Annotated in this window: 17 protein-coding genes and 1 pseudogene; 15 read left to right on the forward strand and 3 right to left on the reverse strand. The window is 74.4% G+C overall.

The annotated features are described in order from the left end of the window. Positions 1-124: 124 nt before the first annotated feature. Complete coding sequence (locus LV78_RS40900) at positions 125-3,427, reverse strand: AAA family ATPase (RefSeq protein ID WP_301307001.1); 3,303 nt, start codon at positions 3,425-3,427, stop codon at positions 125-127. Between the two features lie 752 nt (positions 3,428-4,179). Between LV78_RS40900 and LV78_RS21445 the strand changes: the two genes are divergently transcribed. Continuing rightward, positions 4,180-4,926 (forward strand): IclR family transcriptional regulator, encoded by a 747-nt coding sequence (locus tag LV78_RS21445; RefSeq protein ID WP_253847167.1) that lies wholly within the window; start codon positions 4,180-4,182, stop codon positions 4,924-4,926. Between the two features lie 259 nt (positions 4,927-5,185). On the opposite strand, the gene LV78_RS21450 is transcribed toward LV78_RS21445, so the two are convergent. Then, on the reverse strand, positions 5,186-5,473 hold the full coding sequence (locus LV78_RS21450) for a hypothetical protein (RefSeq protein ID WP_253847174.1): 288 nt from the start codon (positions 5,471-5,473) through the stop codon (positions 5,186-5,188). 220 nt (positions 5,474-5,693) lie between these two features. On the opposite strand from LV78_RS21450, the gene LV78_RS21455 reads away from it, so the two are divergent. The 12 genes from LV78_RS21455 to LV78_RS21510 all read left to right on the forward strand — a co-directional run bounded on the left by LV78_RS21455 (position 5,694) and on the right by LV78_RS21510 (position 19,242). Further along, complete coding sequence (locus LV78_RS21455; RefSeq protein WP_253847176.1) at positions 5,694-6,359, forward strand: response regulator transcription factor; 666 nt, start codon at positions 5,694-5,696, stop codon at positions 6,357-6,359. After that, on the forward strand, positions 6,356-7,573 hold the full coding sequence (locus LV78_RS21460; protein ID WP_253847178.1) for a sensor histidine kinase: 1,218 nt from the start codon (positions 6,356-6,358) through the stop codon (positions 7,571-7,573). The genes LV78_RS21455 and LV78_RS21460 overlap by 4 nt, the downstream gene beginning before the upstream one ends. 684 nt (positions 7,574-8,257) lie before the next feature. Then, complete coding sequence (locus LV78_RS21465; protein WP_253847180.1) at positions 8,258-8,998, forward strand: hypothetical protein; 741 nt, start codon at positions 8,258-8,260, stop codon at positions 8,996-8,998. A gap of 130 nt (positions 8,999-9,128) precedes the next feature. Next, complete coding sequence (locus tag LV78_RS21470) at positions 9,129-10,280, forward strand: cellulose-binding domain-containing protein (protein WP_253847182.1); 1,152 nt, start codon at positions 9,129-9,131, stop codon at positions 10,278-10,280. An 85-nt stretch (positions 10,281-10,365) separates the two neighbouring features. Then, on the forward strand, positions 10,366-11,715 hold the full coding sequence (locus tag LV78_RS21475; RefSeq protein ID WP_253847188.1) for a GDSL-type esterase/lipase family protein: 1,350 nt from the start codon (positions 10,366-10,368) through the stop codon (positions 11,713-11,715). Between the two features lie 91 nt (positions 11,716-11,806). Then, complete coding sequence (locus LV78_RS21480) at positions 11,807-12,793, forward strand: transporter substrate-binding domain-containing protein (protein ID WP_253847190.1); 987 nt, start codon at positions 11,807-11,809, stop codon at positions 12,791-12,793. Between the two features lie 4 nt (positions 12,794-12,797). Beyond that, positions 12,798-13,859 (forward strand): hypothetical protein, encoded by a 1,062-nt coding sequence (locus tag LV78_RS21485; RefSeq protein ID WP_253847192.1) that lies wholly within the window; start codon positions 12,798-12,800, stop codon positions 13,857-13,859. Between the two features lie 34 nt (positions 13,860-13,893). Next, entirely contained in the window at positions 13,894-14,271 is a 378-nt protein-coding gene (locus tag LV78_RS21490; RefSeq protein ID WP_253847194.1) for a hypothetical protein, read from the forward strand. Positions 14,272-14,343: 72 nt separating this feature from the next. Next, positions 14,344-15,384 carry a saccharopine dehydrogenase gene (locus LV78_RS21495; protein WP_253847195.1) on the forward strand — a complete coding sequence of 347 codons (1,041 nt, stop codon included), beginning with the start codon at positions 14,344-14,346 and terminating at the stop codon, positions 15,382-15,384. Next, complete coding sequence (locus LV78_RS21500; RefSeq protein WP_253847200.1) at positions 15,377-16,531, forward strand: saccharopine dehydrogenase family protein; 1,155 nt, start codon at positions 15,377-15,379, stop codon at positions 16,529-16,531. The genes LV78_RS21495 and LV78_RS21500 overlap by 8 nt, the downstream gene beginning before the upstream one ends. Before the next feature lie 104 nt (positions 16,532-16,635). Beyond that, positions 16,636-17,259: a DedA family protein gene (locus LV78_RS21505; RefSeq protein ID WP_253847202.1), complete on the forward strand. Its 624-nt coding sequence runs from the start codon at positions 16,636-16,638 to the stop codon at positions 17,257-17,259. Positions 17,260-17,640: 381 nt separating this feature from the next. Then, positions 17,641-19,242: a hypothetical protein gene (locus LV78_RS21510; protein ID WP_253847203.1), complete on the forward strand. Its 1,602-nt coding sequence runs from the start codon at positions 17,641-17,643 to the stop codon at positions 19,240-19,242. Positions 19,243-19,249: 7 nt separating this feature from the next. Here LV78_RS21510 and LV78_RS21515 read toward each other — a convergent pair whose 3' ends face one another. After that, on the reverse strand, positions 19,250-19,876 hold the full coding sequence (locus tag LV78_RS21515) for a uracil-DNA glycosylase (protein WP_253847205.1): 627 nt from the start codon (positions 19,874-19,876) through the stop codon (positions 19,250-19,252). A 149-nt stretch (positions 19,877-20,025) separates the two neighbouring features. Between LV78_RS21515 and LV78_RS42050 the strand changes: the two are divergent. Together LV78_RS42050 and LV78_RS21525 are read left to right on the forward strand one after the other, a co-directional pair. Then, a pseudogene (locus LV78_RS42050) lies at positions 20,026-20,220 on the forward strand (GntR family transcriptional regulator); the annotation flags it as partial. 53 nt (positions 20,221-20,273) lie between these two features. Then, positions 20,274-20,576, forward strand: coding sequence for a hypothetical protein (locus LV78_RS21525; protein WP_253847546.1), 303 nt, complete (start codon positions 20,274-20,276; stop codon positions 20,574-20,576). The last annotated feature ends 26 nt before the right edge of the window (positions 20,577-20,602 follow it).

The raw sequence follows: 20,602 nt of genomic DNA on the forward strand, positions 1-20,602 counted from the left end.
CCGACCGAAACGCCACCCCCTGCACAGACGACACAGGAACGCACACCGGCGGGCGGCACAGGACCGTGCACCGACAGGAACGCGCTGCAGGAGGCACGACGGGACAGGTAACGGGGACGGGTGGCTACGCGCCGGTCGCTCGCTCGGGGGCACCGGGGGCGTCTTCCGCCACATCAGCGACCTCACCCCCAGGCTGGTCCACAACCGCGTCCTTGGTCGAGCCCACCTCGGCGAGTCCGGCGGATTCAGCCGGTTCAACCGGTCCGGCCGGTCCGGCCGGTTCAACCGGTCCGGCGGGGCTGGCCGGTTCGACGGGTCCGGGAGCCGCAGGCCCCTCAGGGTTCTCACCGACAACCTCGCGCAACTGCGAGCGCTTGGTAACCCCGAGCATCGGAAACGCCTGGTACAGGTGGAAGTTCACCGCCCGCCGCGAGAGCAGCACCCGCTCGGCGATCTCCTTGGTGGTCATCCCCGAAGCCGCCAACCGAACGATCTCCTGCTGCTCAGGCGACAACCCGGCCAACGCCGTCCGGGCAACGGGCGTGACCTCAGCCCCGGTAGCCGCCAACTCGACCCGCGCCCGCTCAGCCCAAGGCCGAGCCCCCAAGCGCTCGAACAACTCCAACGCCGCCCGCAACGCCCCCCGAGCCCGCTCCCGAACCTCCAGCGGGTCCCGCCCCTCCGGAGTGGACCGGCGCAACTGCTCCCCCTGGTCCAAGAGCAACTTGGCGTGCTCGAACGGCCACGGGGTGGTGGCGGGCAGCTCACCGGGATCAAGACCAACCAACAGCCGAGCCCTGGCTATCAGCAACCGCAACCTCGGCGGGGTGTCCCCCCTGGTCAACTCCTCGGTCCTGCGCAACACCACAGCGGCCCACTCCAACGGCGTCACCCCACCGCCAACCACCCCGGAACCGCCAACGCCCCCCGGCCCACCACCGGCTATCCCAACACCACCGGCTTCTCCCGCACCACCGGCCGCACCACCCAGGCGTCCGCCACCAACCGCTGAACGACTGCCAACTGCCGGGCCACTGCCAGCCGCAGCACCACCGGCTATCCGAGCGCGACCGACATCCGCCGCACCATCGACGCCCTCCGCACCACCAGCGATCCGCGCAGCGCCGCCGCCATCCCCCGCACGGCCAAGCTCCCCAACCCCACCGACGCGGTCCCAGGTATCCCCGGTGGTGCTGGTATCCCCGGTGGTGCCCCCGATGTCCCCGGCCTCCAGGCCCCTCGCGTCTCCAGCCGCCCCGGCGTTCCCATCAGTTCCCCCACCCCCCGCCCCAGCCGCTCCCGCGCCCCCAACATCTCCAACCGTCCCGGCATCTCCAACCGTCCCCGCGTCACCAGCCGCCCGCGCACCGCCCCACCCCCAACTCCCGAGGTGGACCGCCGCCCCCGCCAGGTCGGCCACCGCGTAGTGCGACAGGTAGTAGTGCACCGGCTCGCCGTCCTCGGTGAACACCGCCGCGTAAGCCTCGAACGCCGCCGCGTGGTCACCCACCGCCGTCGCGGCCAGCCCCTCCGCGAAGCGGGCGTGCATCACCGCGTCCAGGCTCACCCCAGGCGCCCCCAGGTCGAGCGCGTCCGCCACGTGCCTGCGCGCCATCGCCACGTCCCCCCGGACCGCGGCGAGCGCGGCGGCCTGGGTGGTCGCGGCGATCGTGCCTATGTCCGGCGACACCCGGTGCGCCGCCACCAGCGGCGCCAGGACCGCCTCGGCGTCCGCCCAGCGGCCGGTGTGCCAGTAGGCCTTGGCCAGGGTCGACGCCACCAAACCCGCCGAGCGCACCGAACCGTGCTGGTCCACCGCCGTGGCCAGCAGCTGGATCGCCGCCTCGTACTCGTCGCGCAGGATCGCCAGCGCCCCCGCGAACACCACCTCGTTCTGCTGCCCCCGGTCCGTGTCGACCTGCGGGGCCGACGCGAACGGGAACGCCACCACCGACGCGAACCGCCTGGTGATGTCGTCCCCCGGCTCCAGCAACCCGGCCAACAACCCCGGCTCACCGATCGCGTAAGCCGCGTACGCCACCAGACCCACCGCGTTCAGCGTCGCCCGGTCACCGCCCGCACCCCGCGCGATCGGCATCGCCAGCTCCAACGCCTGATCCGGGTGCACGGTGCGCCGCAGCACCGCCGTCGCCTCCAGCATCGACGCCCACGACGGACCCGGCGACCCCGCACCCGCCCTGGCCGCGAGCATCCGGGCCCGCGAGTGCCTGCCCAACGACATCGCGGTCAACGCCGCCTCGCCCAGCCGTGCCACCTTCCGCTCACCCTCGGGCGTCAGGTCCGCCGCCCGCTCCCACGCGTCCAGCGCCGCCTGGTTCGCCCCGCGCCGAGCAGCCCGCCTCGCCGCCTCCGCGATCTCCGCCGCGACCGCCTCGTCCGGGTCCGAGCTCGCCGCCGACAGGTGCCACGCCCGCCGGTCCGGATCGTCCCGCGCGGCCTCCGCCAGCAGCAGGTGCGCCCGCCTGCGCTCGGCGAACCCCGCGCCCCGGTACACCACCGCCCGCAGCACGGAGTGCCGGAAGTGCACGCTGCCCTCCCGCACCCGCACCAACCCGGCCACGACCGCAGGCTCCAACGCCTCGGCCGCACCCGGCAGCACCGCGCTGTCATCCGCCGCCGCCACCACCAGCGCCGCCCGCGTCACCTGCGGCAACTCCGCCAGGTGCGCGGTGAACGCCCGCTCCAACCGGTCCGCCAACGGCACCGGATCGGTGTCCTCGGCGACTTCCGGCGCCTGACCCGCCAAGGTCACGAGCGCCAGCGGGTTCCCGGCGGCAGCGTCCAGCAACGCACGCCGCACCGCCCCACCGGGCGGATCGGGCTGCCGGTCCAGCAGCGCTTCGGCATCCCGCTCCGCCAACGGCCGCAGCCGCAGCACCGGCACCTGGAACCCGGCGGGCGGGATGGTGGCGCGCGCGGCCACCAGCAGCCCGATCGGCTCCCCCACCAGGCGCTGCGCCAGGAACGACACCACGTCCAGCGAGGCCCGGTCCGCCCACTGCGCGTCGTCCAGCACCACCAGCAGCGGCCCGCTGTCGGCACGCGTGGACAGCAGCGTCAACGCCGCCAACCCGGTCTGCAGGCTGTTCGCCCGGTCCGCCGCCGCCAGCCCGAACGCACCGTGCAGCGCGTCCCGCTGCCTGCGGGGCAACCGGTCGGACAGGTGCAGCAACGGCCGCAGCAGCCGGTGCAGCACCGCGTAGGGCAGCGCCTGCTCGACCTCGCCCGCGTGGGCGCGGAACACCGTGGTGCCCGCCTCCCGAGCCTGCTCGGAGACCTGGTCGAGGATCGTGGTCTTGCCGATGCCCGCATCACCGAGCAGCACCAGCGCGCCACCCGAACCGGGCTGGACTCGCGCGGTGACGTAGGCCAGCTCGGCCGCCCTGCCGACGACGTGCGTGATCATCGGCGGTGAGCTTAGCGGCCTGGCACGACACCACCGATGCCCCGCAAAAGGGTGGTCTTGGTAATCACGCGTACCGAAAACCGCTGGTGAGCCGGTCCAGTACCGACCATCCGGGACATACGGCGTGAACCACCCGCCCCCGAAGTCGCCGAAGGCACCCTCCTCGTCGTTGTTGTTTTTGGGTTACTTGGACCTTTCGGACGTTCGGACCATCGGGATCGTTGGTTTCGTTCGACACTGAAGGAATAGTAGGAATAACCTGAAGAGCGCTCAGGTCCACCCGTCTCAGTGCCGTCGCATACACCCCACCCGCCACTGCGACCCCAGCGGGGCGCATCCCCCCTTCCGCTGACCGGAACGACCCACCAACGCCGCCCCGACCAGCGGCGGAAGCGCGACCACGGCGCTCCTCCACTCCCTGAACAGGCCTGCGGAACCGGGGAACGGGACAAAACGGTGAAACGTGGCCCACGACACCTTTTGCCAGGTACCGCGCACGCCCCCCGCTCCCCCGCCACCCGAGCGCGCCACCCACCGGAAGGCGGCCTCCCGTGCAGCGAAAACACCCAGGAAAACCGGGCCTCCGCACCGGGTGATCACCGTCCGGGCGGGCTTCGCGACGTGGCTACGATCGGCCGCGTGACCCACTCCCCCGCCCTCAGACGGCCGGGTGTCCGGGGTCCCGTTCGACCAGCGGTTGACCCCTCCCCGCTGCACGCGGGGGAGTCCGCCCGTACGTGTGGAGGAACAGGGTGGCAGGTGGAACATCCCAGCCCGGCCGGGGAGTGATGGCCCGCGCGCTGGACGTGCTCAACGCCTTCGAGGGGCACCGGGACGGCCTGGTGCTGGCCGACCTGGCGCGGATCAGCGGGCTGCCGCTGACCACGACGCACCGGCTGGCCAGCGACCTGGTCGCGCAGGACGTGCTGGAGCGGCTGCCCGACCGCAGGTACGTGGTGGGCCGCAAGCTGTGGCAGCTCGGGCTGCTGGCGCGCGTGCAGGGCGGGCTGCGGGACGTGGCGCTGCCGTTCCTCCAGGACCTCTACGAGGCCACGCGCGAGAACGTGCACCTGGCGGTGCGCGACGGCGACGAGGCGCTGTACCTGGAGCGGCTGCACGGGCACTCGTCGGTGCCGGTGGTGAGCAGGCCCGGCGGGCACCTGCCGCTGCACGCCACCGGCGTGGGCAAGGTGCTGCTGGCGCACGCGCCGCAGCCGGTGGTCGCGGAGGCGGTGCAGTGCGCGGAGAAGGTGACCCCGTACACGATCACCGAGCCGGGCAGGCTGCTGCGCGAGCTGGCCGAGGTGCGCCGCCGGGGCTTCGCGCGCACGGTGCAGGAGATGACGCTGGGCACCTGCTCGGTGGCCGTCCCGGTGCTCGACCGCCGGGGTGACGTGGTGGCCGCCCTCGGCGTGGTGACCGCGACCCGCCGCGAACCCGCCCGCCTGGTGACGGCGCTGCGGATCGCGGCCGGGGGCATCAGCCGCGCCCTGCGCTGACCACCTCCCCACAGCACGGCCGAACGACCTGGCTGCCCGGCGCACGACTCGGAGCAGCCAGGTCCGGATAACGCGGAGCGGGCTCATCCCCTCCCCCGCGCGCGGCGTGGCACCCGCCCGGTGCGCGGCCCGGCCTCCGGCCACGCGCCCGGCGGGAAACGCTGATAGCGCCCTGCGGTCCTGGCGCGCGGAGTGCGCGGGGACGGCCAGGCGAACCGTCCCCGAACGACCACCGCGCCGTCCCCGCGCACTCACCTGCTCACTCCCCGTCCGTCAGCGGCAGCGCGGGAACCGAGTCAGCGGTGTCCGACGACTCCTGGGCGTCAGAGCACTCGTTCGGGTGGTCTGCCACGTCCTCGGCGGGCAGCGCGGGCACGAGCACGACCTCCGTGCCCGGCAGGCTCGCGGGCTCCCCTCCGACGAACACCGGCGCGCCCCCGCCCTCGGACGAGCACTGCCCGGCGGGCGCTCCCGGCGCTGAGTCACCCGTCGCGTGCGCCGCGCCCGCCGCGCCGAGCGCGAGGGCTGCACCTGCGAGAACAGTCACGATCAACCGCGATGACGAAGCCATTGCCAATCCGTTCCGCCCCGCGCACGGGGCTGCTCGTCCACTCCCCCGGCAGGCGTTCCCGCCGGGTGCCCGGTGCTTCCGGACGGGGCCAAGTCAGCCAGAACGGACTTACGGCCAACGTCTGGTAATTCCCATATGCCCGTGATAAGCCCCCGCCCCTAATGTCGGCACCCGATCCGGAACGGGAGGGCGATCAGTGCGGGTGCTGGTGGTGGAGGACGAGGTGTTCCTCGCGGAGGCGTTGCAGTCGGGGCTGCGCCGCGAGGGCATGGCGGTGGACGTCGCGCACGACGGCGACGACGCCCTGGAGCAGGTCTCGGTCAACGACTACGACGTGCTCGTGCTGGACCGGGACATCCCCGGCGCGCACGGCGACGACGTGTGCCGGGAGGTCGTCACGACCCGGCCGTCCTGCCGCGTCCTCATGCTCACCGCAGCCGACCGGCTGGTCGACAAGGTGGAGGGCCTCGACCTGGGCTCGGACGACTACCTCGTCAAGCCGTTCGACTTCCCCGAGCTGGTCGCCAGGGTGCGCGCGCTGCACCGCCGCAGCTCGCCCGCCCACCCGCCGGTGCTGGAGCTCGCCGGGCTGCGGGTGGACCCGGCCAGGCGCGAGGCCTACCGCGCGGGTCGCTACCTCAAGTTGACCAGGAAGGAGTTCGCGGTGCTGGAGCTGCTGGCGCGCGCGGGCGGCGCGGTGCTCAGCGCGGAGCACCTGCTGGAGAAGGCGTGGGACGCGCACGCCGACCCGTTCACCAACGCCGTCCGGATCACCGTGTCCACGCTGCGCCGCAAGCTCGGCGACCCGCCCGTGCTGCACACCGCGACCGGGGTGGGCTACTACCTGGGTGAGCCGAGGTGACCGCGCGGCGCGGGTGGACGCTCACCGCCAGGGTCAGGCTCACCTTGCTCTATGGGAACCTGGTGCTGGTCAGCGGGGTGGCGCTGCTGCTGGCGGTGTACTTCCTGATGCGGTACGTGCCGGTCTACGAGCTCCCGCCCGCGGAGCCGCCGCTCGACGCGCCGTCCGAGGGACCGCTCTCGGTGCCGGGGGAGAGCGCGGCGCCAGCGGCCACCGTCACGACCAAGGACGACGTGCTGGCCACACTCGTGCGGCTGTCCGGGATCGCGCTGCTGGCGCTGGCGCTGATGGCCTACGTCGTCGGCTGGGTGGTGGCCGGGAGCGTGCTGTCCCCGGTCCACCGCATCACCGAGACCGCGCGGGCGATCGCCGGGCGCACCCTGCACGAGCGCATCCGGTTGCGCGGCGGGCGCGACGAGTTCACCGACCTCGCCGACGCGCTGGACACGATGCTCGACCGGTTGCACGCCAGCTTCCAGGTCCAGCGCCGGTTCACCGCGAACGCCTCGCACGAGCTGCGCACCCCGCTGGCGACCACCCGCACGATGCTCCAGGTCGCCATCGCCCACCCGGAGGACTACGAGGTCGAGCCGCTGGCGCGGAAGCTGCTCGCCACCAATGACCGCAGCATCACGACCGTGGAGTCGCTGCTGGCGCTGGCCAAGGCGGACAACGGGGTGGTCGACGCCCAGCCGGTGGACCTGGCCGGGCTCGCCGAGGAGGTGCTCGGGCAGGTGCGGGCGGAGGCCGAGGCGCACGGCGTCCGGTTGGAGGACGAGCTGCGGCCGGTGACCGTGCTCGGGGACCGGGCGCTGCTGCACCACCTGGTGGTCAACCTGGTGCAGAACGCGGTGCGGCACAACCGGTCGGGCGGCGAGGCGCGCCTGCTCGTCGGCGTGGGGGAAGGGGGTGGGGAGGCCGTTGTCACCGTCGTGAACACCGGTGAGCGAATCGATGATCGGGAGACCGAGCGGTTGTTCGAGCCGTTCCACCGCCTGCGCGCTCGGACCAGGGCTCCGGGGCACGGGTTGGGGCTCGCGCTGGTGCGGACCATCGCGCACGGCCACGGTGGGACGGCCGAGGCGCGCGCGAATCCGGCAGGTGGGCTGACCGTGACGGTCGCGCTGCCTCGTGGGCAGCCGGGGTCTGGTGGGGGCGGAGGTGGGAGTGGGGCTTTGGGCACGGCGGGTGTCGGCGGCGCGGGTGTCAGATGAGGTGATCTGCGCAAGGTCTGCGCTGGTCAGCAGGCCGTTGGGCGAGGACGGGGAGCTTTCCGCTATGGCTGGGTCGCCGGATACGACTGGGTTGCCGCGTGCCGCTGACAGGGAACGCACGTCGGGACACGCGCCTTGACCTGGCTCGACCAGGCCGGGTTGGGCCTGCGGTGGCTGCGCGAGCCACGTGGTTCCGGACGGGAGGCTGTTTCGCCCCGACCGCTATCACGGCGAGACCGGCCTGAACCGGCGGAAACAGGTGATCGACGCCTGGTGCGGAGGTGGTCGGCCAGGCCAGCGGGCAGGTCCACCACCTCACGGGCATAGCGCCACGCGGCGCTGAGGGAGATGCCGAGCGGATGAGATCGGCCAAGCGGACGGGGGTGTGGTCGGACAGCGGGATCGCGGCGGGGCAGGACAGCACGGCGGCGGGGCTCCCGGTTGGGGCGTCGGATGTCCGACGGCTTCTCGGTCTGGGTCGGTCCCGTGGAGTCGGGGTGCGTGGCGGAGACAGGTAGCGAGGGCAGTGCAGAAGGGAGGGAGAGGGGAGGGAGAGAGGGAGGCTGGGGCGGGGCTGGTGGGGCGGATGCGGGTGACTGGATGAGGTGGGGTGGTGCGGTGGTGGGCGGAGTGGGGTGATGGCTGGCCGGTGGAATTGTCGGTGGGCGCCGACATGATCCGGGGATGCGATTCCTCGAACCTCTCCTGCGTGCTCTCGAGTCCGGTGACGTGGCGCTGCGCGCGGAACTCGGGCCTGACGATCTGGTCCACCTCGCGCCCGAGTTGAGCACGGGTGTGGTGGTGGAGCAGAAGGTGGGCGGGCAGACGCTCACGATCGCGCTGGGCTACGGGATTCCGGGGTGGGGGATGCACCTGGAGGTGCCCGCCTCGTTCCGGATCACCGAGGTGCGGCACGACGAGCGGGAGTTGTGGCTGGTCGCTGCGGATGGGCGGGTGGCGCACGGGACTCCGCTGCAGTTCGACCAGCCCGCGATGGTGGAGGCGGAGTTCAACCCGCGTTACGAGGAGGAGTGCGTCGAGCTGTTGATGAGCACTCACCTGCGGGAGGAGTCGGACTACTCGAGGCGGGAGGTCGGGGGGCGGACGGTGTTCGTCCAGTTCGACAGCATGGATCCGGCGCGGCAGCGGGAGTTGGAGTCGCACCTGGTCGGGTTGTTGGCGCGGTGGGGTGAGCTGGAGCGGGGCGCGCTGGAGTTCGTGTGTCGGGAGATGCCTGACGAGCCGGGTGAGCTGGAGCGGTTCGTCGCGGCGTTCGAGGCTCGGGCGGTGACGGTGTACCGCAGCGGGGACTTCCAGGTGCAGTTGAACGAGATCGAGGAAGGGGAGTACCTGCTGGACAACTACTGGTACACCGTGGTGCACCTGGCGGACGGGACGCCGGTGGACTCGTACGTCGACGCGTGACCGGGCGTTGACGCGTGCCCCGGCGTCGGCGCGTGACCCGGTCGGGCGCTGTCCGGTAGGGGGTGGGCGTGGTTACGGTCGAGATTCTGGGAGCGCTCCCAGAAACCGTGGACGACAAAGGAGTTGTCTCATGCGCACCCCGTTCCGGCTCGCGGCGCTCGCCGCGACCTTGGTCGCGGTCACCGGGTTGGTCGTGCTCGGCGGCGGTGGTGGCGGCGCTGCCGTCGCCGCGCCCGCCTGCGCCGTCGACTACACGCCCAACCAGTGGGCCACCGGGTTCACCGCCGAGGTGGCGGTGACCAACCGGGCCGCGCCCGTCACCACCTGGACGTTGACCTGGACCTACGCGGGCAACCAGGCGGTCACCTCCGCCTGGAACGCCCAGGTCGCCCAGTCCGGCAACAAGGTCACCGCGCGCGACGTCGGCTGGAACGGGCAGCTCGGCACGGGCGCGACCGCGCGGTTCGGGTTCCAGGGGACCTACTCCGGGACCAACGCCGCCCCGGTCGACTTCGCGCTCAACGGCACCCCCTGCAACGGTGACGCGCCGCCCACCAGCACCACCACGACCCCGCCGACCACGACCACCACCCCGGTCCCCAGCGGGTGCGGGTCCGCGAGCCTGTGCGACGACTTCGAGTCCCAGACCGGGACCAGCCCCGGCGGGAAGTGGAGCGTCGGGGCGGCCAACTGCACCGGCACCGGGACCGTCAGCGTCGACAACTCCGTCGCGCGCAGCGGTTCCAAGTCGATCCGGGTCAACGGCGGCGTCGGGTACTGCAACCACATCTTCTTCGGGGCCAGCGTGAGCGGTCCCGTGGTGCACGGGCGGTTCCACGTCCGGCACACCACCGCGCTGCCCGCCGCGCACGTGACGTTCCTGGCGCTCAAGGACTCCGCCGACGGCGGCAAGGACCTGCGCATGGGCGGGCAGAACGGGGCGCTGCAGTGGAACCGGGAGTCCGACGACGCGACCCTGCCCGCGCAGAGCCCCCAGGGCGTCGCGCAGAGCATCCCGCTGCCCACCGGTCGCTGGACCTGCGTGCAGTTCACCCTCGACGGCACTGCGGGCAGGCTCAGCACCAGCGTCGACGGGGTCGCCGTGCCGGGGCTCCAGGTCGACGGCACCCCCACGCCGGACATCGACCAGCAGTGGCTCGCCCGCGCCAACTGGCGGCCCAGCACCGTGGACGTGCGGCTGGGCTGGGAGAGCTACGGCGACGGCGGCGACACCCTTTGGTATGACGATGTCGCCTTCGGGAGTGCACCTCTGGCCTGCTAGAAGGCCGTGAGCGCACGAGCGTGGTGCACTGGGCGCGGCGCGGACTCCCGCGCCGCCCCCACACCGCGCCGTCCGGGAGGAAACCGTGGGTCCGTGCTGGAGGTTGCGCGCCGTGTGCGCGGGCCTGGTCACCCCGCTCGTGTCCGCGTTGCTGATGCTCGTCTCCCCCGCGGCGACCCACCCCAGAGTCATGGCCCTCGGCGATTCCATCACCGGCAGTCCCGGCTGCTGGCGCGCGCTGCTCGCCGGTGAGCTGGGCGGGACCGGGCACGCCGACGTCGACTTCGTCGGCACCCAGCCCGCCACCGACTGTGGTGGCGCCCCCTCCCCCGCGCACGAGGGGCACGGCGGGTTCCGGGCCGTGGGGATCGTGGTGGAGAACCGGCTCCCCGGCTGGCTCACCCGCGCAAGGCCCGACGTGGTGCTCATGCACCTGGGCACCAACGACGTCCTCGCGGGCGCGGGCGCCGGGGCGGTGCTCGACGCCTACACCGCGCTGCTCGGCCAGATGCGGCGCGCGAACCCGGTGGTGAAGCTGCTCGTCGCCCAGCTCATCCCGCTCGCTCCCCCGGCCTGCCCCGACTGCCCAGGGCGGGTGGTGGAGCTGAACGGGGCGATCCCCGGTTGGGCGCGGGCGCACAGCACGCCGCGCTCGCCGGTGGTGGTCGTCGACCAGTGGACCGGGTTCGACCCGGCCACCGACACCCACGACGGGGTGCACCCGAGCCCGGCGGGTGAGCGGAAGCTGGCCCGGCGCTGGTACCCGCCGCTGGTCGCCGCGCTGGCCGGGGCCGACGGGCCGCGCGCGCAGAGCCTGGTCGGCGTCGGGTCCGGGTTGTGCGTGGACAGCCCGGACGACACCGCAGACGGCGACGCGGACACCGCCGCGGACACCACCTCGGGTTCGGCCGTGGACACCACTGCGGACACCACTGCGGACGCCGCGCCCGACAGCGGCGGCAGCGGCACGACCGGTAGCGGAACAGCTGGTAGCGGCACGACGGGCAGCGGAACAGCTGGTATCGGCGCGGGTGGTAGCGGCACGACCGGTAGCGGCACGGCTGGAAGAGCCGCGCCCGGTGGCCGCGCCCCCGGCTCCGCGGGGCAGGGCGCCGGGAGCGCCGTCCCGGTGGAGGTCGCCTCGGCCGTGCGGTTGTGGGACTGCCGCGACGTGGCCGGGCAGCGGTTCACCGCCGCCACCACCGGGGAGATCCGGCTGGGCGCGCGCTGCCTGCAAGCCGTCGCGCCCGAGCTGCCCGTGCTGCTCGCGGCCTGCGACGGTGGCGTCGACCAGCGCTGGGCCTTCGCGGGCGACGGGCAGCTGGTCGGTTCCGGGCACTGCCTCGACGCGCACGGCTCCGGCAGCGCCAACGGCACCCCGGTGGTGCTCTGGCGGTGCAACGGGCAGCCGAACCAGCGCTGGGACCGCTTCTGACCGCGCCCCTCCCCCACGATCACCCGATCGAACCACCGGTGGCGTGCGCAAACCCGGTGCGCCACGGGTAGGGGTCGGCGAGAATCCCCCAATGGCAGAGGGTGAGCGCACCAGCGACGCGGACCGCAGCGGTGAGCCGCGCGAGCGACGCACGACCCGGTTACGCCGCTGGCGGCTGCTCGCGCTCCTGCTGGCCGTCGCCGTGCCGCTGGCGGGCGGGTACTGGTGGTACCGGGAAGCGCCCACGGTGGACGACCTCAAGCAGCAGGCGGGCCTGAAGGGCAAGCAGGAGCTGGTCGTCGGCATCAAGACCGACATGCCCGGCATCGGGATGCGCGACCCGGCCACCAACGCGTACTCCGGGTTCGACGTCGACATCGCCCGCATGATCGCCGCCGACCTCGGGTTCCAGGCGTCCGACGTGCGGTTCGTGGAGATCCAGAACGAGGACCGCAGCCGGATGCGCGGCGCGGACGGCGTGCTGGTCGACCTGGTCATCGCCACCTACAGCATCACCGACCGGCGCGAGGGGATGCGCGGCGTCGCCTTCTCCTCCCCGTACCTGGAGACCGAGCAGTCCGTCATCACCCGCGAGGACCACGAGCCGATCCGCGAGGCCGCCCAGCTCAAGGGGAAGAAGGTGTGCACGCTCAGCACCTCGACCTCCACCGACGCGGTGAGCGCGGCGGGCGCCGACATGGCCAACAGCAACAACATCAGCGAGTGCGTCGACCGGCTCCTCAGGGGCGAGGTCGAGGCCGTCACCACCGACGCGGTGATCCTCGCCGGGTTCGTCTCCGCGCACCCCGACGAGCTCGCGCACCACGACATCGCGCTGGAGACGCCCGAGCTGTGGGCGGTCAACACCGGCGACAACGCGGCCCTGCTCACCCTGGTGAACCTGTCGCTGCTCCGCTCCGCCTGCGACCCCGCCGACCAGCGGTGGGAGGAGGCGTTCGAGCGGCACCTGCGGCCCATGCTGGAGCACAACCCCGGCGAGGCGCTGCCGCTGGACCGGCAGCCCGACGCGGAGGACGTCGACGTGCGCACCTGGCCGTCGACCATCCCGGACTGCTGACCGGATGAGCGCCGAACCCGACACCTCGGACTCGGGCGACCCGGACGCCGCCCTCACCGCCGAGGCCGCCACCCGGCCCACCGCCGACGCCCAGCGCGACACCTCCCAGTGGACGCTCGCGCTCGTGCCCGCCTTCCCGATCGTGCTGCTCGTGCTCAAGCTCTGGCACCTGAGCGGCAAGGACCTCAACACCATGCTGCTGCTGGTGCAGAACGTGCACCCGGTGGAGCTGGCCACCTCGCTGGTGTTCAGCCTGCTGGAGGTGCCGCCCGCGATCGTCCTGGTCGCCCACGCGCTCGGCCTGCTCTCCCTGGTCAGCGGCGGCCGTCCCACCCGGTCCCGGCTGGAGATCGCCGCCGAGCGCGTCCCCGGCCCGGTCGTGGCGCTGGCCGGGCTGTGGGCGCTGCTGGTGTGGCAGGTGCGGTTCCTGCCGCTGGCGCTGATGCTGCTGTGCGCGATCGCGGGCCTGCGGGCGCGGCTGCGCGGGCGGGCCGACCTGGTGTGGCCGGTGTGCTTCCTGCTGCCCGTGGCGGTCGGCGTCACCGAGCTGGCGCTGCTCTTCCCGGCCGCGCTCGACGCGCTCGACGCGGGCGACTTCCCGCTGGTCGCCTGCCTGCTCCTGCCACCGGTGCTCGCCCCCCTGCTCACCGGCCCCCTGCCGCCCAGGTCCGGTCCCGCGACCGCGCACGCGCTCGCCCTCGTCGGCGCCCTGGGCACCCCGTTCCTGCTGCTGGCCCTGTTCCTGCGCGCCCCCGTGCTGCCGTCCGTGGCGCTGCTGCTCGAACCCGAGGCGCGCGGCCGGACGGCGGTCGTGCTCGGCAACGTGGTCACCGTCGACGACACCGCCACCACCGTGCTGGACGCGCGCGGCGACGTGCAGTTCATCCGCAACGACCACGTCGAGTCGAAGGTGCTGTGCCCTGGGGAGCAGCGGATCCCGAGCAGCTCGGTGACCGTGCACGGCTGGCTGGTGGAGCACCCGGCGCTGGACTGGCTGCTGCCCGCGAAGGTCCCGCAGGGCGCGACCGACCCGCTGTGCGACGGGCGGTTGCCGTCGTCGGGGTGAGCGCGGCCGTCAGGACGACCCGAAGGAGCTGGACGTGACCTCTGAGAACCCCGGCGACCCGGTCCCGGCGCCGAGCGGCCGGGGCCGAGCGGCGCTCGACCTGCTGGACGAGGCCATCGGTTCGCAGACCCCGCTGGTGCGGCGGAACATCGCCCGCGCCCGCCAGCGCAACCCGGACGCCACACCGGCGGAGGTCATCCGCGCCCTGGAGCGGGTGCTGGGCAGGAACTTCATCACCAAGTACGGCACCAAGCAGGGGATCGTCGTCCTCGGCCGCGCGGTGCCGTTCGGCATCGGCGCGGTGATCGGCGGCGGAGCAGGCGCCACCGCTGCCGCGCTGACCGTCCGGGCCGCCAGGCACGCCTTCGGCCCCGCCCCGCAGACCTGGCCGGAACCGCCCCGGCCAGCGTGACACCACCGGGGTGAGCACGGGACACGTCCGGGCGATTTGACGCGCTCAGCACCCGTCTTGTACCCAGAACCGGTGACGACGCGCCTGTGGCTGCGCAGCGAGGTCCGCCCGACCGAGCAGCGCGCCCCGATCACCCCCGCCGACGCGAAGACCCTGGTCGACGCCGGGACCGAGGTCACCGTCGAGGACTCGCCCCGGCGGGTCTTCCCCACCGCCGACTACGCCGCCGCGGGCTGCCGCGTCGTCGAGCCGGGCGGGTGGGTCGACGCGCCCCCGGACGTGGTGGTGGTCGGGCTCAAGGAACTGCCCGACCTGCCCGAGCGGCTGCCGCACCGGCACGTGTTCTTCGGGCACGCCTACAAGGGGCAGCCCGGCGCGCGGGCCCTGCTCGACCGGTTCACCGCCGGGGGCGGCGCGCTACTGGACCTGGAGTACCTCACCGACGACGACGGGCGCAGGCTCACCGCCTTCGGCTACTGGGCCGGGTACCTCGGGGCCGCCCTCACCGTCCTCAACGACCGGGGCGCGCTGCCCGCGCCGCTGCGGCCCACCGGGCGTGCCGAGCTGGACGCCGCCCTGCGCGAGCACGCCGGGGACGCGCCCACCGCGCTGGTCGTCGGCGCGCTCGGCCGCTGCGGGCGCGGGGCCCGCGACGCGCTCGCCGTCGCCGGGGCCCGCGTCACCGGGTGGGACCTGGCCGAGACCCGGAACCTGGACCGCGCCGCGCTGCTCGGGCACGACCTGCTGGTCAACGCCGTCCTGGCCACCGGCCCCGCCGAGCCGCTGCTGCGCCCCGAGGACCTGGACGCGCCCGGTCGGACCCTGCGCGGCATCGGGGACGTCAGCTGCGACGCGGGCGGACCGTACAACCTGCTGCCCGTGTACGACGAGGTCACCACCTGGGACGAGCCCGTGCTGCGCCTGCGCGGCGGCGAGCGGCCACTGGACCTGATCGCCATCGACAACCTGCCCTCGCTGCTGGCCGCCGAGTCCAGCGCCGACTTCTCCCGCGACCTGCTCCCCCACCTGCTCGACCTGGACTCCGGTCCGTGGCGGCGCTGCGCGGAGCGCTTCCACACCACCGTCGCCGCACTGGAGGCCGACCTTGTCTGAGCACGTCAACGCCACCCCCGCCTCGGGCCGGGTGCACTGGATCGGCGTCGGGCTGTCCACCGGCGACGGCCTGCGCCAGCTCGCCCGCGCCGCCCGCGAGGTCCTCGTCTGGGGCCGCACCACCGCCCGCGCCGACCAGCGCGTCGCCGAGCTGGGCCTCACCGGCGCCGTCCTGACCCGCGCGTACAGCACCGACGCGCTCACCGCCGAGGTCGGGCCCGGCGACGTCGTGGTGTCCATGCTGCCCGCGCCCGAGCACCCCGCCGTGCTGCGCGCGTGCCTGGAGAAGGGCGCGCACTTCGCCAGCTCCAGCTACCTCTCCCCCGAGGTCGCCGAACTGGCCGCCGACGCCGCCTCGCGCGGCCTGGTCGTGCTCACCGAGGCCGGGCTCGACCCCGGCTCCGACCACCTGCTCGCCCACGACCTGCTCGACCGGGCCGCCGCCGAGCTCGGCGCCGACACCCCCGCGTCGATCACGTTCACCTCGTACTGCGGCGGCCTGCCCGCCGTGCCGAACGAGTTCCGCTACCGCTTCAGCTGGGCCCCGCGCAGCGTCCTGACCGCCCTGCTCGGCCGCGCCCGGTACGTCGAGGACGGCGTCGAGCGGGTCGCCGAGCGGCCGTGGGAGGCCGTGCGCCCGCACGTGCTCGACGGCGAGGAGTTCGAGGTCTACCCCAACCGGGACAGCGTGCCGTACGTGCGCGCGTACGGCGTGCCCGACGCGTGGCGTCCCGAGGTGTTCATCCGGGGCACGCTCCGCAACAGCGGGTGGAGCGCCGCGTGGGAGCCGGTGTTCGCCGAGCTGCGCGCCGCCGACGACGCCCGGCTCACCGCGCTCGCGAACGAGCTGGCCGAGCGCTACCCCACCACCCCTGCCGACCGGGACCGGGTGGTGCTGGCCGTGGCGCTCCAGGTGCGGGCCGACGACGGGCGGGAGTGGCGCGGGGAGCACGTGCTCGACGTGGTCGGCGACGACACCGACAGCGCGATGGCCCGCACCGTGTCCACGACCCTGGCGCGCGGCGTGCTCGACGTCCTGGAGGGCCGCACGGCCGCCGGGACGCACACCGCGACCACCGACCCGGAGGCCGCGCGCCGCTGGCTCGGGTACCTGGCCGAGCACGGGGTGCGCTTCACCTCCCGCTGATCTCACCCGTTCGAGAGGGGCTCGCGCCGCGCGGGCCCCTCTTGCGCGTTCAGGGGTCGCCGATCGTCATCCGCGTAGGCTTTTCGGGTGAAGGAGGTGCGCCAGTGAGCGTGGAGCAACTGCTCGAGACGATCCCACCGCTGCTGGTCTACCTGGTGGTCGGACTGGTCATCGGCGTGGAGAGCGTGGGCGTCCCGCTGCCGGGCGAGATCGTGCTCGTGACGGCGGCGCTGATGTCCTCGCAGCACGACGAGCTGAGCCCGCTGTGGATCGCGGTGGCCGCGTCGGGCGGGGCGATCGTCGGCGACAGCGTCGGGTACGCGATCGGCAGGCGCGGCGGGCCCCGGCTGTTCGACTGGGCGGGGCGGCGGTTCCCGAAGCACTTCGGGCCGGCGCACGTGGGGAAGGCTCGGGAGTTCTTCGGCAGGCACGGGGCGTGGGCGGTGTTCTTCGGGCGGTTCGTGGCGCTGCTGCGCATCCTGGCCGGGCCGCTGGCGGGATCGATGCGCATGGCCTACCCGAAGTTCCTGGCTGCCAACGCCGGGGGCGGGATCGTGTGGGCGGCGGGGACCACGTACGCGGTGCACTACCTGGGGGTGGTGGCGGAGACGTGGTTGAAGCGGTTCTCGTGGATCGGGCTGGTGGTGGCGGTGCTGGCCGGGATCGGGGTGACGCTGCTGGTGCGGCGGAAGCTGAACCGGGGCGTGGAGCCACCCGCGGCGGGGTGAGCGGCACGCCTGTCCCCGGTGGTCGGGCGGTGCGGCTCGGGCCGCGCCCGTTCGGCCTGAGGGCTCTCGTGGCCACCTGCGCGGGTGATCACCCTGGCGAGCTCTTCCGCGCCTCGGGCCTGCTTCGTCCTTCGCGGGGTGTGGGGTTTTTGCTCCGGAGGCTTGGTTTCGGTCAACACTGAAGGAATTATTCCGAATAATTCCCAGAGGTCGGGGTCTCCCCTCCCCCGGCCTGGCAGCGGGGTCCGGCGAGGGCGCGGGTGTGCCACCACGCCGCAGCCGACCTGCGCGAACAGTCCTCGCCGCTGCCCCGTCCGGCCGCCCCCGAGGTGCGCCCAAGACACGGCCCGCCGGGGTTCCGGCCGCCCTAGCATCAGCGCTGTGGTGGCGTTGTCGGCCGAGCAGCGGGCGGTGCTGGTCGCGTTGCTGCTCAAGGCGAACCGGGTCGTCCCCGACGTCGAGGTGGCCGCGCGGCTGCCCTCCGGGGACGTTCCGGGCGCGGTGGCGGGGCTTCGGGACGCGGTGGGCGGGGAGCTCGTGCGGGACGTCGACGGCGGGCGCGTGCTGGCCGTCGGGGACGTGGGGCCGCTCTGGGACCTGGCGTTGCGCGAGGTGTTCGCCGGGCGGGACGGCGAGGTGCGGGAGCTGGCCAGGCTGGTGCTGGACGGCGGGTCGGTGGTGGTGTCGGGTGGCGCCGGGATCGGCAAGAGCGCGCTGGTCGACCGGGTGGTCGAGGTGGTGCGGGAGCACTTCCCCGACGGGGTGGTGCGGGTCGGGCCGCGCGGGGAGCTGTCCGGCGCGCGGCTGCGGGCGCTGGGCGACTCGCGGCGGCGGGTGCTGGTGGTGCTCGACGGGGTTCGCGGGAGCGCGCCGGTGCGGGCGGTGCTGGCCGGGGGCGTTCCGGTGCTGGCGACCAGCCGGGACGAGTTACCGGACTTGCCGGTGCGCGGCTTCCGGGTGGGGCCGCTGGACGATTCCGGGGCAGAGGCGGTGCTCACGGCGGTGGCGGGCGGGGCGGTCCGGGGCGCCGCCGAGCTGCTCGAGGTGTGCGGCGGGGTCCCGCTGGCGCTGCGGGTGGCCGGGGGCGTGCTCGGCGGGGCGCCCGCGCCCGGCGGGCAGGGGTGGTTCGAGCCCGAGGCGCGGTCTCCGGTGGGCGACGTGGTGGCGCGGGCCGAGGCGGTGGTGGGGGCGGGCGCGTGGGCGGCCTTCCGGCTGCTGTCACTGGTCCCTGGGCCGGACTTCACGCCCAGCGCGGCGGCGGCGCTGGTGGGCGAGTCCAGGGAAGCGGCGTCGGCGCGGCTCGAACTGCTCGCCACCGCCGGGCTGCTGGAGCGCTCCTCCCCCGGCCGGTACCGGTTCCACGACCTGGTGCGCGCGCACGCGGTCGACCGGGTCGAGGGCACCGGCGAGGCCGAGCTGGGGCGGCTGGTCGGGTTCTACCGGGACGCGGCCGGGCGGGCGGCCGACGCGTTCGCGCCGGGGGCGCCGAGGCCGGGGTTCCCCGAGCGGACCGCCGCGCTCCCCCGGTTCGCGGACGCCGAGCTGGCGGGGCGGTGGTTCGCGGCAGAGCGGGAGAACCTGGTCGCCGCGGCGCTGGTGGCGGGGGCGCCGGACAGCTGGCGGCTGGGGTGCGCGGTGGCCGGGTTCCTGGTGGCGCGCGGGCACGGCGCGGAGGCGCTCGCGGTGTGCTCGGCGGGGGTGGCCGACGCGCGGGCGGCCGGGGACGCGGACGGGGAGGCGGCGGCGCTCGTGGCGCTGGGGCGGGCGCGGGCCGGGACCGGGGACCGGGCGGGGGCGCGGGAGGCGTTCGGCGGGGCGGTGGCGGTGAGCAGGCCGCAGGGGCTGGTGGTGTGGGAGCTGGAGGCGCTGCTCGGGCTCGGCGCGGTGCTCGGCGACGGGGCCGAGGGGGCGGCGCGGGTGGCCGAGGCGGTGGAGCTGGCCAGGCGGACCGGGTCGGCGCGGGGCGCGGGGCGTGCCCCGTGAGCGGGGGTCAGCCGGTGGCGCGGGGCGGTTCGGCCAGGTGCTCGGCCAGGGCGCGCATGGTGGCGCCGAACAGCTGGGCGTTGCCGGGGGCCGCGTTGACGCCCCGGTTCGACGGGTGCGGGCCGACGAGCACCAGCAGGTCGGGGCGGCGCGGGCGGACCCTGGACCAGCCGTCCTCGGCGGCGCGGCCCAGCAGCACCACGGCCTCCAGCGCGGGCAGCAGGCGCAGCAGCTCACCGGTCCAGCGGACCGCCCTGGCGCGCTCCCCCGCCGTGGAGTTGTCCTTGACCGTGGGGAACGGGCAGACGTTCCAGTGCAGGCACTGGGCGACGTCGATGCCGAGGTAGGCGTAGGCGGCGTGGGCCCTGGCGGCGGTGGGGTCGTCGTTCTCGATGCTGAGCAGGCCGGAACCGCCGGTGCCCGCCTTCGCCCTCGGACCGGGGTTGTCGAGCAGGACCAGGGCGCGGGCGCGCACCCCGCCGAAGCTCGGGTCGGGGTACGGGACCGCGCCGGGGTCCAGGCCCTCGGCGGCGGCGATCCGGTCGGCGAGCGCCACCAGCGGGGCGACGTGGGGCTCGCTCAGGCGGGTGCGCTTGGCCGCGACGACGGCGGGGTCGGCGTTGGCGCGTTCCACGGGGTGCCTCCTGGGGTGGGGGCGTCCAGTCAGCCACACCGGGCGGTCCGGCACACCCGACTTCTGCGGTGCGCGGTGGTGGTTTCCGTGCCTGCCTCCGCCCGGTCGCCCTTGCGCGCTTGCTTGCGCGCAAGGCGCGGGCTCGGCCCGTGACGGTCGCCGGTTCGGCGTCCCGGCGCGCGCACGACCTGGTCAGGCGGGAGATCCTGGACGGGGTGCCGCGCGGCGGGCAGCTGCTCAGCGAGGTCGACCTGGCCGCCCGGCTCGGGGTCAGCCGCACGCTCGTGCACGAGGCGTTCCTGCGGCTGGCGGCCGAGGACTTCCTGGAGCTGCTGCCCCGGCGCGGGGCGCTCGTGGTGGCCGTGCCGCCCCCCCCGAGGCGCGGGACATCCTGGACGTGCGGCACGCGCTGGAGCTCGCCTCCGTGCGGCGGCTCGCGGCCGGGCCCGCCGAGGCCAGGGAGGCGTTCGCCGAGGCGGTCGTGGAGGTGCTGGAGCGGCAGGAGCGGTGCGCCCTGGAGCGGGACCTGCGCGGGTTCGCGGCGGCCGACCTGGAGCGGTTGACCGTGCTGGTCGAGGAGCACCGGGGGTTGCGCGGGCTGGTGGTGGGCGGGGACGTGGCGGGGTTCGACTCGGCGCTGCTCGCCCACCTCGCCGGGACCCACGACGTGGCCTTCGGGCTCGCTCCCCCGCAACGCTGACCCAGGCCCCCGCCCACCCCGCTCCA

The organism is Actinosynnema pretiosum (assembly GCF_024171695.1).
GTDB classification, from domain to species: Bacteria; Actinomycetota; Actinomycetes; order Mycobacteriales; family Pseudonocardiaceae; genus Actinosynnema; species Actinosynnema pretiosum.